At 44.1% G+C, this 13,886-nt stretch carries 16 protein-coding genes, 2 tRNA genes and 1 pseudogene; 7 read left to right on the plus strand and 12 right to left on the minus strand.

Annotated features, from left to right (window positions below; translation table 11 throughout):
• Positions 1-137 precede the first annotated feature (137 nt).
• From D2962_RS11995 to D2962_RS12040, 10 genes and pseudogenes are all read right to left on the minus strand, one after another.
• Positions 138-455 (minus strand): type II toxin-antitoxin system RelE/ParE family toxin, encoded by a 318-nt coding sequence (locus tag D2962_RS11995; RefSeq protein ID WP_120765677.1) that lies wholly within the window; start codon positions 453-455, stop codon positions 138-140.
• Positions 445-708: a type II toxin-antitoxin system prevent-host-death family antitoxin gene (locus tag D2962_RS12000; protein WP_120765676.1), complete on the minus strand. Its 264-nt coding sequence runs from the start codon at positions 706-708 to the stop codon at positions 445-447. Before D2962_RS12000 ends, D2962_RS11995 begins: the two co-directional genes overlap by 11 nt.
• 256 nt (positions 709-964) lie before the next feature.
• Positions 965-1,040 (minus strand) — tRNA-Glu (locus D2962_RS12005).
• Between the two features lie 9 nt (positions 1,041-1,049).
• A tRNA-Gln gene (locus D2962_RS12010) sits at positions 1,050-1,123 on the minus strand.
• Between the two features lie 60 nt (positions 1,124-1,183).
• Positions 1,184-1,399, minus strand: coding sequence for an FmdB family zinc ribbon protein (locus D2962_RS12015; protein ID WP_122015785.1), 216 nt, complete (start codon positions 1,397-1,399; stop codon positions 1,184-1,186).
• Positions 1,400-1,562: 163 nt separating this feature from the next.
• A complete protein-coding gene (gene smpB / locus D2962_RS12020) occupies positions 1,563-2,036 on the minus strand; it encodes an SsrA-binding protein SmpB (RefSeq protein ID WP_120765772.1) in 474 nt (157 codons plus the stop codon).
• A gap of 206 nt (positions 2,037-2,242) precedes the next feature.
• Complete coding sequence (locus D2962_RS12025; RefSeq protein WP_162991207.1) at positions 2,243-4,546, minus strand: tetratricopeptide repeat protein; 2,304 nt, start codon at positions 4,544-4,546, stop codon at positions 2,243-2,245.
• Positions 4,547-4,667: 121 nt separating this feature from the next.
• Positions 4,668-4,883: pseudogene (locus D2962_RS12030) on the minus strand (DJ-1/PfpI family protein); the annotation flags it as partial.
• Positions 4,884-4,970: 87 nt separating this feature from the next.
• The gene (gene rnr, locus D2962_RS12035) at positions 4,971-7,097 is read right to left on the minus strand and encodes a ribonuclease R (protein WP_122015104.1); all 2,127 of its coding nucleotides are present in this window, start codon (positions 7,095-7,097) and stop codon (positions 4,971-4,973) included.
• Positions 7,098-7,178: 81 nt separating this feature from the next.
• Positions 7,179-8,090 carry an N-acetylmuramoyl-L-alanine amidase family protein gene (locus D2962_RS12040; RefSeq protein ID WP_122015105.1) on the minus strand — a complete coding sequence of 304 codons (912 nt, stop codon included), beginning with the start codon at positions 8,088-8,090 and terminating at the stop codon, positions 7,179-7,181.
• A 132-nt stretch (positions 8,091-8,222) separates the two neighbouring features.
• On the opposite strand from D2962_RS12040, the gene D2962_RS12045 reads away from it, so the two are divergent.
• From D2962_RS12045 to D2962_RS12065, 5 genes are all read left to right on the plus strand, one after another.
• The gene (locus D2962_RS12045; RefSeq protein WP_120765671.1) at positions 8,223-8,867 is read left to right on the plus strand and encodes a coenzyme F420-0:L-glutamate ligase; all 645 of its coding nucleotides are present in this window, start codon (positions 8,223-8,225) and stop codon (positions 8,865-8,867) included.
• Between the two features lie 29 nt (positions 8,868-8,896).
• Positions 8,897-9,646, plus strand: coding sequence for an N-acetylmuramoyl-L-alanine amidase family protein (locus tag D2962_RS12050; RefSeq protein WP_120765670.1), 750 nt, complete (start codon positions 8,897-8,899; stop codon positions 9,644-9,646).
• Between the two features lie 69 nt (positions 9,647-9,715).
• Entirely contained in the window at positions 9,716-10,177 is a 462-nt protein-coding gene (locus D2962_RS12055) for a pyruvoyl-dependent arginine decarboxylase (protein WP_122015106.1), read from the plus strand.
• Positions 10,178-10,250: 73 nt separating this feature from the next.
• On the plus strand, positions 10,251-10,931 hold the full coding sequence (locus tag D2962_RS12060; protein ID WP_122015107.1) for an AzlC family ABC transporter permease: 681 nt from the start codon (positions 10,251-10,253) through the stop codon (positions 10,929-10,931).
• Positions 10,928-11,254, plus strand: a complete 327-nt coding sequence (locus tag D2962_RS12065) for an AzlD domain-containing protein (protein WP_120765667.1) — start codon at positions 10,928-10,930, stop codon at positions 11,252-11,254. Before D2962_RS12060 ends, D2962_RS12065 begins: the two co-directional genes overlap by 4 nt.
• A gap of 64 nt (positions 11,255-11,318) precedes the next feature.
• On the opposite strand, the gene D2962_RS12070 is transcribed toward D2962_RS12065, so the two are convergent.
• Together D2962_RS12070 and D2962_RS12075 are read right to left on the minus strand one after the other, a co-directional pair.
• Positions 11,319-12,452, minus strand: a complete 1,134-nt coding sequence (locus tag D2962_RS12070; protein WP_122015108.1) for an MFS transporter — start codon at positions 12,450-12,452, stop codon at positions 11,319-11,321.
• A complete protein-coding gene (locus D2962_RS12075) occupies positions 12,453-12,995 on the minus strand; it encodes a Chromate resistance protein ChrB (RefSeq protein WP_122015109.1) in 543 nt (180 codons plus the stop codon). It abuts the gene before it with no gap.
• A gap of 167 nt (positions 12,996-13,162) precedes the next feature.
• Here D2962_RS12075 and D2962_RS12080 point away from each other — a divergent pair, with 167 nt between their 5' ends.
• Entirely contained in the window at positions 13,163-13,444 is a 282-nt protein-coding gene (locus D2962_RS12080) for an AbrB/MazE/SpoVT family DNA-binding domain-containing protein (RefSeq protein WP_120765664.1), read from the plus strand.
• 1 nt (position 13,445) lies between these two features.
• Positions 13,446-13,844 (plus strand): type II toxin-antitoxin system VapC family toxin, encoded by a 399-nt coding sequence (locus D2962_RS12085; RefSeq protein WP_122015110.1) that lies wholly within the window; start codon positions 13,446-13,448, stop codon positions 13,842-13,844.
• Positions 13,845-13,886: the final 42 nt, after the last annotated feature.

The raw sequence follows: 13,886 nt of genomic DNA on the forward strand, positions 1-13,886 counted from the left end.
GTTACAATTGATGTAAGCGCTGCAGTTGAAGTGGTTATGGGGCGACCAGATCTACCTGTATATATCAGATGATAGCTACAATCGATGTAAGCTAGCCGTTGAAGTTGTTATTAGGCAGTCAAAACAGCTTTCTTTTTCTACAACAGATTCTCGTATTGTGATGCTCCGTAGAGAATACGCATAATTACCACTTGTTTTTCTTGTTCATCAACCAAATAGAATACAATATAATTATTTAATATGAGTTTACGGTAACCTTTACTTTTAAGAATATCATCACCTACATAGCTGCCTGAATAAGGGAAACTTTTAAGTCGCGTAATCCGCTCTTCTATTTTATCGATCAAATTATTTGCAGCCTGTTCTGCCAATAGGTTACCTGCAATATATTGATATATCTGCTCCAAATCGTTGTAAGCTACAGGCGTAAACTTTAATTTGTAGTTATTTGACATATTTGTCTCTCAGTCTTTTAAAGACTTGTTCTCCATTTAAAAGAGGAACACCGTTTGTAACTTGCATTTCCGCTTCATTTAACTTCTTATAAACATCAGCAAGTGCAAAATGTTTTTCATATGTTTCAATGCTCATAATCACTAAATCTCCATACCCATTTTTAGTAATGAAAATAGGTTCTTGTTTTTGATGGCATATTTCCGAAATTTCATTTGTATTTCTTAAATCCGTTATAGGTCTAATTTGTGGCATTAAATCAACTCCTTCAGGATTACTATGACATTATTATAATATAATTCCGTCATAATTACAACATAATTATTTCTCAACCCTACATGCATTCCGTGGCTGGGTTTTTTCGGTTTTTAATGCTTTGTTCCGGTCTGATGTAAAAACTAAGTCTTCTCCGGGAGATAGCTAAAATTAGCGATAAGCTATGCCGTCGCCGTTTTTTAGTGAAAACCTTCCGAGTATAAAAAAAAACCGTTATAAAACGGTTTTATTTCTTTGGTAGCCATAGGGGGATTCGAACCCCCGTTACCGCCGTGAGAGGGCGGCGTCCTGAACCCCTAGACGATATGGCCGTATAAAAATGGCTGCGGGACTAGGATTCGAACCTAGACAACATGATCCAGAGTCATGCGTGCTACCGTTACACAATCCCGCAACTCTTTTTTGTTTCATGCAAAGAATATATTAGCATATTTTTTTTGGGAAGTCAAGATTTTTAGTGGCATCCGCTGCAGGTGCTGCAGCTGCCGCCGCTGCAACTCCCGGTGCCGGAGGAAGTCGATCCGCCCCTGCTTATATACATAAACCCCGTAAAACGTTGGCTGGCTCTTCCGCCGCACTCGGGACAGCGGACTTTGTCTTTATCTTTGATAGAAACAAACTCGCTGAACTGAAGACCACAACTGTCGCATTTAAAATCAAAGGTCGGCATATAAATCCCTTCCTGAAAATTATTGATATTTATATATAGAATCAATGCTCCAGCGGGTTTTACCCCCTCTGAAGCAATTTTAGTATAGAGATCTCTCCGCCACCTGTTCCACTCTTAAAGAAGCGGTGTAGATCAGCTTTTATAAAAAGACGATGGTTACAATCTACCTCATATTGTATTCTTTAAATGCTTTTTCCATCTCGCGCTCGGCATCTTTCCGCTTTATGTCTTCCCGGCGGTCGTAAAGGGTTTTTCCTTTTGCCACAGCCAGTTCCACCTTCACAAGACCCCGCTCGTTAAGGTAGACCCTCAGCGGAATCAAAGTTACACCTTTTTCCTTCACAAGGCCGAAGAGGCGGTTTATTTCCCGCCGGTGCATGAGGAGCTTTCTGGTGCGCAAAGGGTCTTTATTGAAGATATTGCCCTTTTCGTAAGGGCTGATGTGCATGTTGTAAAGAAGCAGCTCTCCCTTTTCCACCCCGGCGTAGCTATCCTTCAGGTTGCCCTTCCCCGCCCTCAGAGATTTTACTTCGGTCCCGGAAAGAGCAATACCCGCCTCGTAAGTTTCCAATATATGATAATCATGCCGGGCTTTCCTATTTGTCACCAGATCCCTGGACTTTTTCTCCACTGCCATACCTCCGCTTATATTGACTGTCAAAAAATCTTTCATTCTTCCGCCATCGCCATTAAAGCAGCATAGGGCTGTTCACCAGTTGCCGAATATGTGCGATGGGTTCTTGTTTAAAAGATTTCCCATTAATTATATCATAGATTTTATGCCGCCGCAAAAGATTTACAACATCTGCTCGCATATACGCAACTTCTGCTACAGCCGCCTTTTCATTTGAATCTATTAAATCCTAGTTTGAAAGCCGTATCCGAAAGCTCCTGATACCGGGGATATTTTTTTGTGAAATCTTTATAAGCTATTTCAAATGCCGCTTCGGCGTCTCTCGAGGGTGGTACAATCAGATATGCCAGCATTTTTTTGAAATCGGCCATTACATCCGGTGAATATTTTTTAGACCGGGCTTTAGTTAGAACATCAAAGAACCGCTGCCCATCGAATACGATTTCATCTGCAAGGGCGTAAGCCTGTTCAAAATCCCCTTTCATGCAAGCGGCTGTTATGGGGGAGTAGTCCATCAGTTTTTCTTTGCTCATTTCAAAGACCTTCCTGTAACTGTCGATACTGCCGTCATAATCCCCTGCTTGCAGATAGATTCCGGCCAGTATATGATATCCCGCCGGATCCAGTTCTCCCCTTTCCATCAAAGCTTCGAAAAGACCTTCAGCTCCTTTTACATTGCCCTGCTGGAAAAGCAGTTCCGCCGAGAGCCTTTTATACCTTAAATCATCTCTTTTCCTCAACATTTTCAGGAATTCAGCGGCTTTTCCGGTATCTTTCACTCCCGGAGCCCAGAGGTAAAGCCTCGCCATTTTCTCCAGGGTTTCTTTATTATCGGGACGCTTTGCGATCTCCTGCTCGTATCTTTCGGCAGCGTGAAGAAACAGCCCTTTCATAACAAAGGTATCTCCTTCGTCCATATTTTTGCAAAAAACATATGGACCTGCCGGCGAGCCTTCATTGGAACTTTTTGATAATATCCGATCCCATGTCGAAAATCCCATGCTATCTGAAAGCAAATTGCCATCGCCATTGTAAGCTTTTATATATATAAAGCTTCCCGCACCGGGATACAGGGGGCCCAATATGTTATACGGCTTTATATCTTCAAAAGGTGATGGATTGGGCTTTAATGCCAGGAGCTCCTCCTGCGGAATCTGCCAGTAGATTTTAAGGGCCTTTTCCTTTACTTCCACTTCATTTACAGAAGATACGAATATTTTTTCCGGCTTCTTTTCCGGAGGGATGAGGAATATATCGTATCTCTTCGCCCCCGGAACCGCATCCCAGAAAAGGCTTACCTGGTTTCCCCTGCCGGCATCGTTCACTTCGGCGCCTGCATTGATCACGGGAACAATGGACAGTTCATAAAAGGAGTTTTCCGCGGACTTGCTCTTTTTAACCGAAAGGCTTGAATCCCGGGCTTTTTCTACCGGGAGTCCGATGCCGAAAACCGGGTTTTTCGGTGTATGGGGAAAATAAAAGTTACCGCCTATATCACTGTAACAGGATTCAACGGTGGGATACCGTCCGGAAAAATTTATATCATCTCCCGGGTCTGCTATGAGTATCTTCTGGCCTACCACAGGCCTGCCGTCTTCGGTAATGCGGCCAAAAACGCCTTCGCCGCCGTGCTGATTGGAAGGAGTCTTTATTCTCATAACCTGTGCTATTTTTTCGTCCAATCCCTTCTCAAGATTTTCCTGCGAGAGCTCCGCCCTTACAATCTTCATGAATTTTTGTTCCTTCAACCATGAAAACTGTGCGGGAATAAAACTCTTTGCCTTTTCATAGCAGGCCATGGCTTCATCCGTTAGTCCCTCGGCTAAAAATGCATCTCCTTTTAGATCATACAGCTCCGCCATCATTCCCTGTCCCGGCTGCCTGGATTTATTTGCATATTCGTCGACCATTTTCCGGACATCATCGTACTTTCCCCTATCAAGCAGGATCCTTAACCATATGGTAAGAGGCCATGATGCTTCTGGATTGTCGAAGTCAATGCCTTCCAGAATTCTGGCCGCACGATCGGAATCCCCCAGTTCATAGAAGCATTTTGCCTCAAGCCATGGTATATAACGCTCGATCCAGCCTTTTTTGCCACCTTCGGATAGGTCTTTTGAAAGTTGATTTAAAGTATCCAGCGCGCTCTGAATATTTTCGGAGGAATCCGGCTCCATCACCGCACGGCTATCCAGAAATGATGCCATTCCTGGTTTTTGTATTTTATCCGTGATGCCGGAAAAACGGAAAACCATGCGTCCTGGATAGGAATCCTTTTGGATCAAGAGTCCAGCTCTGTAAAACCGCTCCTCAAAAATCCTCGGACTTTGCGGAAAAAATGCTTCCAGCCTGTCATAATAGGTCATGGCCTGGGACATATCGCCATTTTTTATGTAATATCCTGCCATATCCATTATAAGGTCGTCACCTGAATAAAAAGCAACAAGGGGAAAAATAATGGAAAGCACAGTTATTAACATAAGAAAAAATAGAAATTTTATTTTTTTCGTCATATTCATCCTCTTCGTTTCATTTTTATTCCATTAAATCATGTTGCGCTAATGTACAGGCGTTTGCAGAATAAACCCGCATTTTTAAAAAAGCAAATCCGGGTTTACTTTTGCTTTCTGGTTCTTACTTTTTTTCCATGGCTTTGATAACGGCTTTCATAAATGCAGGCAAATCCGATGGTCGTCTGGAAGTGATCAGATTACCATCCACAACGACTTCCATGTCCAGATATTTCCCTCCGGCATTTTCTACGTCATCCTTTATGGCGATAACACGCGTAAGGTTCTTCCCTTTTAAAACTCCGGCAGATGCCAGCACCCATGGCCCATGGCATATGGACCATAATAAAATGTGATATCATACCTTCATAAACCAGAAATAACAGAGGCAAAAAATTGCCTGTGACATCTGACAAAAGTGAATAATTCAAGCCTGACCCCGATTATTTACCAGTTCAAAATCTATCTGTCTTTCAACCACATTCACCTTTGAGACTCTGACCCTGACCGCATCTCCGATGCGAAATACCCTGCCTGTGCGCTCGCCCCGCAGAGTGATACTCTCCTCGTCAAAGTGGTAAAAATCATCCTCCAGGTTGCTCACATGCACCAGGCCTTCCACGGTGTTTTCCAGTTCCACAAATATGCCAAAGGGGGTAACACCGGAAACAATGCCGTCATATATATTCCCAATGCGCCTTGCCATATACTCGGCAATCTTGAGGTCATTGCTCTCCCGCTCGGCTTCATCGGCTATACGTTCCCGCTCCGAAGAGATTTTTGCCACCCTGGCCACTATTTTACTCAATTTTTCCTGTCTTTTGGCATCCAATCTTCCCTCCAGGTGCTCCCGGATGATCCTGTGTATCATGAGATCGGGATAGCGCCTGATGGGGGAGGTAAAGTGGGTATAAAAATGGGCGGCAAGACCGAAGTGGCCCAGGTTTTCTTCGCTGTAGCGGGCCCTTTTCAATGACCTTAAAAGCACCGTATTCACCACGCGCTCTTCGGAACGACCTTTGACCTTTTCCAAGATCTCCTGAAGGGCCTTGGGCTTTATATTTTTTATGCCCTTAATGGTATAGCCCAGGTTATACAGAAATTCCCTAAGAGAGAACATCTTCTCCTCGTCGGGCACCTCGTGGACCCTGTAGACAAAGGGGGTCTTGAGCCAGTACATGTGCTCCGCTATGACTTCATTGGCAGCCAGCATGAATTCCTCGATGATGTGATTGGCAGTCCGTCTTTCCTCTTTTACCACATCCACGGGGTTGCCGCTGTCATCCAGTATAACTTTGGCTTCTTCAATGTTAAAATCTATGCTTCCCCTGGAAAACCGCTTTGCCGTAAGTTTTTTGGCCAGCTCTTCCATGAGCCTGAAATCTTCCACCAGATATTCATAGCGCTTCATGGTGTCAGGGTCATTTTCTTCCAGGATTTTCGTGACTTCGGTGTAAGTCATTCTCTCACAGGTTTTTATGATACCGGGGGTTATACGGTAGCTCTTTACTTTTGCATCTTTGTCGAAATCTATGATGACGCTCATTGTAAGGCGGTCGTTCCGCGGATTTAAGCTGCAGATGCCGTTAGAAAGCTTGGGGGGCAGCATGGGGATTACTCTGTCCACAAGATAGACGCTGGTGCCCCTCTTCATGGCTTCGATATCCAGGGGGCTTTTTTCCCTGACATAGTAGCTAACATCGGCTATGTGAACTCCCAGCCGGTATCCGCCCTGTATCCGCTCCACACCGACGGCATCATCTAAGTCTTTAGCGTCCTCTCCGTCTATCGTCACTATTTTCTTATCTCTGAAATCCTCCCTGCCTTCAAGGTCTTCCTGCCTCACCTCATCGGGTATATCTTCCAGTTGATTTAAGACCTTTTTCGGAAATTCCAGGGGAAGATCATATTTTTTAATGATGGAAAGTATATCGATGCCTTTTTCCCCTTCATACCCCAGCACTTCTATGACTTCACCCTCGGGGTTGCGCCTTTTTTCAGGCCACCGGGTTATCTTCACAACCACCTTCTGGCCGGACTTTGCTCCCATGGTCTGATCTTTGGGGACAAATATGTCATAATAAAACCTCTTGTCATCGGGTGTTACAAAGGAAAAATACCTGTCCCTTTCAATGGTACCCACGACCTTTTTGCTGGCCCTCTTCAGAATTCTTATCACTTCACCTTCGGTTTTACCCTCATGTCTTGCGGGCAGCTTGGGACGGACTACGACTTTGTCGCCGTGCAGGGCACCGTTCAAATCTTCGCGGCTTATATAGATATCATCTATATCCTGATTTTCAGGGATTAAAAAGGCATAACCTTTAGGATGGCCTTCGATCATCCCCACTACCAGGTTCATTTTTTCCGGGATACCGTAGCGGCCCCGGCGGGTTTTTACCACAAGGCCTTCCTTTTCCATATAATTCAAGGCTTTAAGTAAAAGGTCAAGCTCCCCGGCGTGAACATTCAGGGCCTGGGCCAGTTCATTTTCTGTCATGGGCTTGTAGGCTTCCTGTTTCATGAATTCTATGAGCTGTTCTTTAAATGGCATGCTGTGCCTCCTGTTTTTATATAATTTATCTCCTGACTTATTTTATGCTTTTCTGGCATATTTTACAAGCTATGTAAAGGCTTATCTGAAAATATTTTTGTCTCTTTCGTGCCGGTTACTATCATAATATCTTACAATGCCATTAGTTATAGCCTGGGCCGTTCTTTCTTTAAAAACCGGGCTCCGGAGCCAGCCTTCTTCGACAGGGTTTGATATAGTGCAAACTTCAATGGTGACAAAGGGTATGTTGGCCGTTGTTCCGATGGCATCGAAACCTTTAGAAAAGCTTTCTTCATGTACACCTTTACTTTCCAGTTTCAATTTTTTGCCAAGTTCTTCAAGAATAAACCTGCAAAGAAGTTCTCCCGGTTTGGAATGATACAGCGCTGCGGCTCCACAGCTGTTTTTGACCCGGTCCCAGCGGGTATGAATGCTTATCCACAGATCAGCTTCCAGTAAACCTGCAACTTCCAGCCTGTCTTTTAAACCCATGGATATGTCTTTTTCTCTTGTCAATACAGCCCTGGCTCCTGTATTGATAATTTTTGACTTCATGAAGCCTGAGATATGCATCACTACATTTTTTTCCAGGAGGTTTATATAGCCCCTGCGGCCGATGTCGCCCCCACCATGACCCGAGTCGATTATTACTAATTTATCCCTCATTACATTCTTTATATATGCTCTGTCAAAACATATCTCAAGCCTATCCGGAATGCCCCGGATTTGTTTTAAGCGGTATGATGACGGATATTGGAGCGCTACGGAAACCAGTGTGCCTCCATTCTGTTCCGCAACCTTAACCGTGTTTATCAGACCGTCATAAATGTTTATGGTATCCGGCGCCATTATTAGTCCCCCATCCAGAGAGAACTCATAAACATTGCGGGCAGACCTCCTCAGAGCATGGGAAAGCGGCATGGTGGATTCCATTATCATTGTGGAAAAATCGGCATCGGTCTTTACATATACATTTGTCAGGCCGCGTTTCATACCGAACCCCCCTGTTTTAATTTCGTATCATATTTATATTATTCCGGAACCTTTAAAACGGTGACGGACAAACACCTAATTCTAAAAACCGGGATGGTTGAATAAAAATGTAAATGGAGGGAAGGGGTAAAAATGGTTTTATCAGCCGTGAAATGGGTGCCTGTACCCATCAGAACCCATATAATTACCGAAAAGGATGACATTGTGGAGGTTGTTTTAAAATACACTTCTCCCGTGGCTGAATCCGGAGACATCATAGTCATAGCCGAAAGTCCCGTGGCTATAGCCCAGGGAAGGGCGGTTTTATCCAGTTCCATGAAAAGCGGTCTCCTGGCGCGTTTCCTGTCCAAATTCCCCAACAAGGACGGGAGTCTCGGCACCCCTGAAGCCATGCAGCTGGCCATAAATGAGGTGGGGACATTTCGTATAATCCTTGGAGCTCTAGCGGCCGCCCTGGGAAAAATGGTGGGCCGTAAAGGCGACTTTTACAGGGTTGCCGGTAGAGACCTGGCCAAGATCGATGACATAGCGGGAACCCTTCCGCCTTACGACCGCTACATTGTGCCGGGGCCTAAAAATCCAAAGGAAATTACGGATAAGATATTCAAAAAAACCGGTATAACCACCGTTATTGCGGATATTAATGATATAAAATGTGTTGACATCCTGGCCATCTCCGGAAAAGTAAAAGAAAAGGAGTTTATTGAAATCCTAAAAAACAATCCTCTTGGAAATGATGACCAGCAAACGCCCATAGTGGTGTTAAAGCGCGTATAAATTCATAAGAAAGTCGGGTGGTGTGATTTATGAAAAACCTGTTAAGAAAGTTTTCCATCCTGCAAAAAAACTGGGGCAAAAAAGTCCTCAATCCAAAATTGCCGGCGCTAATTTTTCTGGTGGTGCTTCTGGGTTTGACTTATAACATATTTATTACCAGAAACATTCCCGTATTGAAATTATTTATTGCCGACAGAACCGTGGCCGTAGACCCGGGGCATGGAACCATTGACCGAGGGGTGGTTCACCGGGACAGCGGTGTGGCCGAAAGCCCAATTAATCTTGCAGTTTCTTTGAAACTAAAAGAAATCCTGATGCAGCAAAAATTCAATGTGGTTCTCACCCGGGACCATGAGACCCAGGAACAGATGGCAAACCACAAAGAACTCAAGCGCAGAATCGATGTGGCAGTTTCAAACAAAGCGGACATGTTTGTGAGCATACATGTGAACCAGTATCCCGATTCGTCCTGCTTTGGAGCCCAGTGTTTTTACAATCCTCAAAAACCCGAAAGCAAGCTGCTGGCTCTGCTGATTCAGGAGGAATTAAAAGCCCTGGAACCTGAAAATTTCCGGGAAGCACTACCCCAGGACCTGTTTATATTGCGGGAATCCCCCATGCCTGCGGTGCTGGTGGAAATGGGGTTTATATCCAATCCCTCGGACCGTCAGAAACTTCAGGACCCTTCTTACCAGGAAAAGATAGCAAAGGCCATAGCGGCAGGTATAAACCGCTACTTTAATAAAGATACTCCCAAACATACTCCTGAATACAATTAAAAAAATGTAACGTATCCTGCTCCTCCTCTCATATTATATTTTGAAAAATCAAATGAGAGGGGTTTTTTTATGCTGCCAATGCCAACAAAATACAGGATGGTGGCGGGTAGTTCGGAAGGGGCTACTGAACTCAATGCCTTCGATGGCGCGCTGCTTTCGGCCGGAGCCGGAAACCTCAATCTCCTCCGGGTTAGCAGTATTTTACCTCCAGGTGCGGTATATGATGAAACTCTGGTTATACCCCCGGGGAATCTGGTACCCGTAGCCTATGGTTCCATCGTGAACAGCAGGCCCGGGGCCACCATATCTGCTGCGGTGGCGGTAGGAATCCCGGAAGACGGTGATTACGGCGTCATAATGGAGCTTTCCGGGGAATTTGACAGGTTCACTGCCGAAAGCAGGATAAGGCAGATGGTGGTGAATGCCTTCAAAATTAGAAACAAGCCTCTGGCCGATGTAAGAATCTGTTCTGCCGAGCACATGGTGGATAAAATCGGTTGCGCCTTTGCAGGAGTTCTACTCTGGTATTAATAAAAATATATTGACTTGTGTCAATGGTTTTTGTTATATTTTTATTAAATTAACATATATAAGAGGAACCGTCATGACATCCACTGAAAAAAATCAACTCGCATTTGGCATTAAACGCGCGATGCCTATAGTGATGGGTTATATTCCCGTGGGATTTGCCCTGGGGGTGCTGGCGTCGGGCAACGGCCTTTCTCCATTCGAAACCGGAGTCATGTCTATTCTGGTCTATGCCGGTTCGGCCCAATTTATAGCCGTAAATATGCTGGGAGCGGGCATAAGCCCACTCCCCATTATTATTACCACGCTGTTGGTAAACTTAAGGCATATTCTGTTCAGCGCTTCCCTGAGCCCTTATTTCCGGGAAGTAAACAAAAAGCTGATCCCGCTGATTTCCTTTTATATCACCGATGAAAGTTTTGCCGTAAGCATCACCGATGTTAAAGAAAAAAGTTTAACCCATACTTACTTTCTGGGGCTTTACATAACTTCATATTTGAGCTGGGTGCTGAGCACCATACTGGGCTCGGCTTTTGGAAGCCTCATACCGGATACAAAAGCCCTGGGTTTTGACTTCGCCCTGCCGGGCATGTTCCTTGCACTTTTATGCATGCAGTTGAAGGATATGAAAACCATCGCCGTGGCTCTGGCGGCCGGTGCATTGTCCATGTTTTTCATTTTCACTATTCCGGGCAACTGGAACGTAATTCTTGCCACCATCATCGCTGCTGCACTGGGGGTGTTTCTTGAAAAATGAAATTGAGTTATGTTTATCTTATTGTCGGCATGGGAATAGTGACATACCTACCCCGCATGATGCCGGCCACAGTGCTCTCCCGGAAGCAATTGCCAGAGCTTTTGATAAGGTTCCTGAACTACATCCCTGCTGCGGTGTTATCGGCCCTGTTTTTCCCCAGCGTGCTGGTGACAGGGCACGAAATCAATATAGGGATGTCAAATCCCCTTTTTATAACGTCACTGCTTACATTTCCCATAGCATACAAAACCAAAAATATGTTTCTGACCGTAATTATCGGAATGATAATAACTATAATTTTAAATAACCTTATATATCAGTGACCGTATATCATCATTCCTTTACGGAATGCGCAGTGCTGTCCCCTGGCGAACGGCTGAGGTATTGTTAGATTAAAATCCATATGCCGATGGCTGCCAGAATCCCCATAAACCCTCCGAAGTAAAAGGGCGCAGCAGCCCCGAACATGTTCCATAAAGCCCCGGCCAGGATAGAAGCGGGCAGAAGGCCTATACCCACCAGAGTGGCGTGCAGGCCTATTAATGTCCCCCTCAAGTTTTCCGGCGCTATGTCTGTTACAAAGGCCTTTTCCACGCCTTCGGTGAAGGCTATGTAAAGCCCGTAGACTCCGAATAAAACCCAGATGGCGGCAGGTGTCCGGGCCAGGCCAAATCCGAAGTATACCAGGCCGTAAACGAGATAGCCCGCCACCAACATTTTCTTCCTGCCAATGCGGTCCGATATCAATCCCGCAGGATAGGAAAATATATCGTATATTACATTATACAAAAGGTATAGAAGCAGTACAGTCTTTGCATCAAAACCCACATTCTGGGCTTTCAAAAGCAGGAATTGGTTGGATGAATTTCCAAGGGTAAAAATAAACATCAGAATTAAAAAGGATTTCAATCGTTTATCCAGATCGTTCCAGTTCAGTGATAATTTTTTGGATGCATTTTTAACCTGAGTGACCTTTTCTTTTACCAGAAAGAGTGCCGCCACACCCAGCACTGCCGGAATCAGGGAATAAAGGAACACGCTGTAGTAATTGTCGGGGTGTCTGGTCAGAAAATAATAGGCCAGTACAACACCTATGGCTGCCCCCAGGGTATCCATGGCCCTGTGCAGTCCGAAAGCCCTGCCCCTGGCATCGGGGGGCGCCGACTCGGCAATGAGCGCATCCCGCGGCGCGGTCCGCACTCCCTTCCCTAAGCGGTCCGCCACCCTGCCCGCCAGCACGAAGGGCCAGGATGTGGCCAGGTACAGCAGCACCTTTCCTATGGTGGAAAAGCTGTATCCCATTATAGCAAAGGGTTTCCGCCTTTCCATTTTATCGGAAAAATACCCGGAAAAAACCTTCAAAAGGCTGGCCAGGCTTTCGGCTATACCTTCAATAGTACCCACAATCAAAGGTGTGGCTCCCAGTTTGGTGGTCAAAAAAACAGGGAGCAGAGGATACACCATCTCGGTGCTGATATCGGTTAAAAGACTGGTAAGACCCAGTATAATGATGTTAAACAATCAGATCGTCCCCTCTTTTTTGTATATTTTTTCTGCAAATTCTAAGAGATACTGCCGGCATTTCGCCATCATTTCCTCGGCTTTTTGCCTCTTCTCCGAACCGAAAAAATCCCTTTCCTTTATCTTTGAAAACCACCGGGACAGCTTGTCAATCTCCTCATCGTTTTCTTCCAGCTCCGCAAAAGTAAAGTTTTGTTTTGCCGTTTCCTTTTCTATCTCGGAGAAAAAGTCATTGCATTTGTCCATGAGTTCCTCATACTCCAGGTCCCTCTGCTCGTTGAATTTTGAGATAAGATAATTTTCATCTTCACTGGAAAGGGCCGCCACTTGAAGCAGAAGAGCTTCTCCCCCGGATTCCTTTATATCTCTTGTCAGGATGCGGATTTCATTCTCGAGGTTGTTTATGCCCGGGTAAACGGCTACCGACTGCTGCAAATATAATGCCCCCACCTCTTTCAGCTTTCTCCAGGCCTTCACCCGGAGGGTTGAGGGCTCCGACGGGACTTTATAGATGAGTAGAAGCCAAGAAATTTTTTCTGACATAACATAATAAACCTCCTGTGCAACATATGTTTATCAAGAACAATTGTAACATATGTTTCTGATTAATGCAACAGCCGTTAAATTTTGATTTAAATATTGACATCTATTTTAATGTATTTTACAATTTTATGTAAGAATTTATTACTATAAGTAAGGAGGTAAGAAGAGTGAATTATAATATTGTAAAAGTAACAAGTAAGGGTCAGATGACTATTCCACATCTCATTAGAAAGAAACTGAATATAAAAAAAGATGATTCTTTAATAGTCTATTTACAAAATGATGAAATCAGGATAAAGAAGCTGTCAGTGGTAGAACCATTGGGAGATAATGATCCTATATGGAAATTCGCAGGTACCCTGGTTGATGAGCCGGATGTAGCCGAAAATCACGACAAATATTTAGTAATGGAAGAAAAGAAGCATTTAGAATATAAAAAGGATGAATAAGATGAGCAGAAAGATATTGGTTGATACCAGTGCCTTATATGAAATCTTCAATAAGACCGGTTATTATCATGAGTCTGCTATGAATATCTTAAAGAATATGAATAAATATAAAATGATCCCAATATTAACAAACTTTATCGTAGCAGAAATCTATACATTGATTTTAATCCGGGTCGGAGCCGATAAGGCAAGAGCCTGGATAAAAAATAATATATGGCATATTGAAAGAATAACGGAAGAAGATGAAAAACGTGCGATAAATATTTTATTAAGCTATACTGATAAAACCTTTTCTTATACTGACGCAACAACTTTTGCATTAATGGAAAGATTAAATATAGATACAGCCTTTACTTTTGATAAACATTTTGTACAATACGGATTTAAACAACTACAATAAAAAAGCTTCTACTTTATCTGTCAAGTAGAAGCTTTTTTATCT

Origin of the sequence: Biomaibacter acetigenes (assembly GCF_003691585.1) — a bacterium.
GTDB lineage: Bacteria > Bacillota > Thermosediminibacteria > Thermosediminibacterales > Tepidanaerobacteraceae > Biomaibacter > Biomaibacter acetigenes.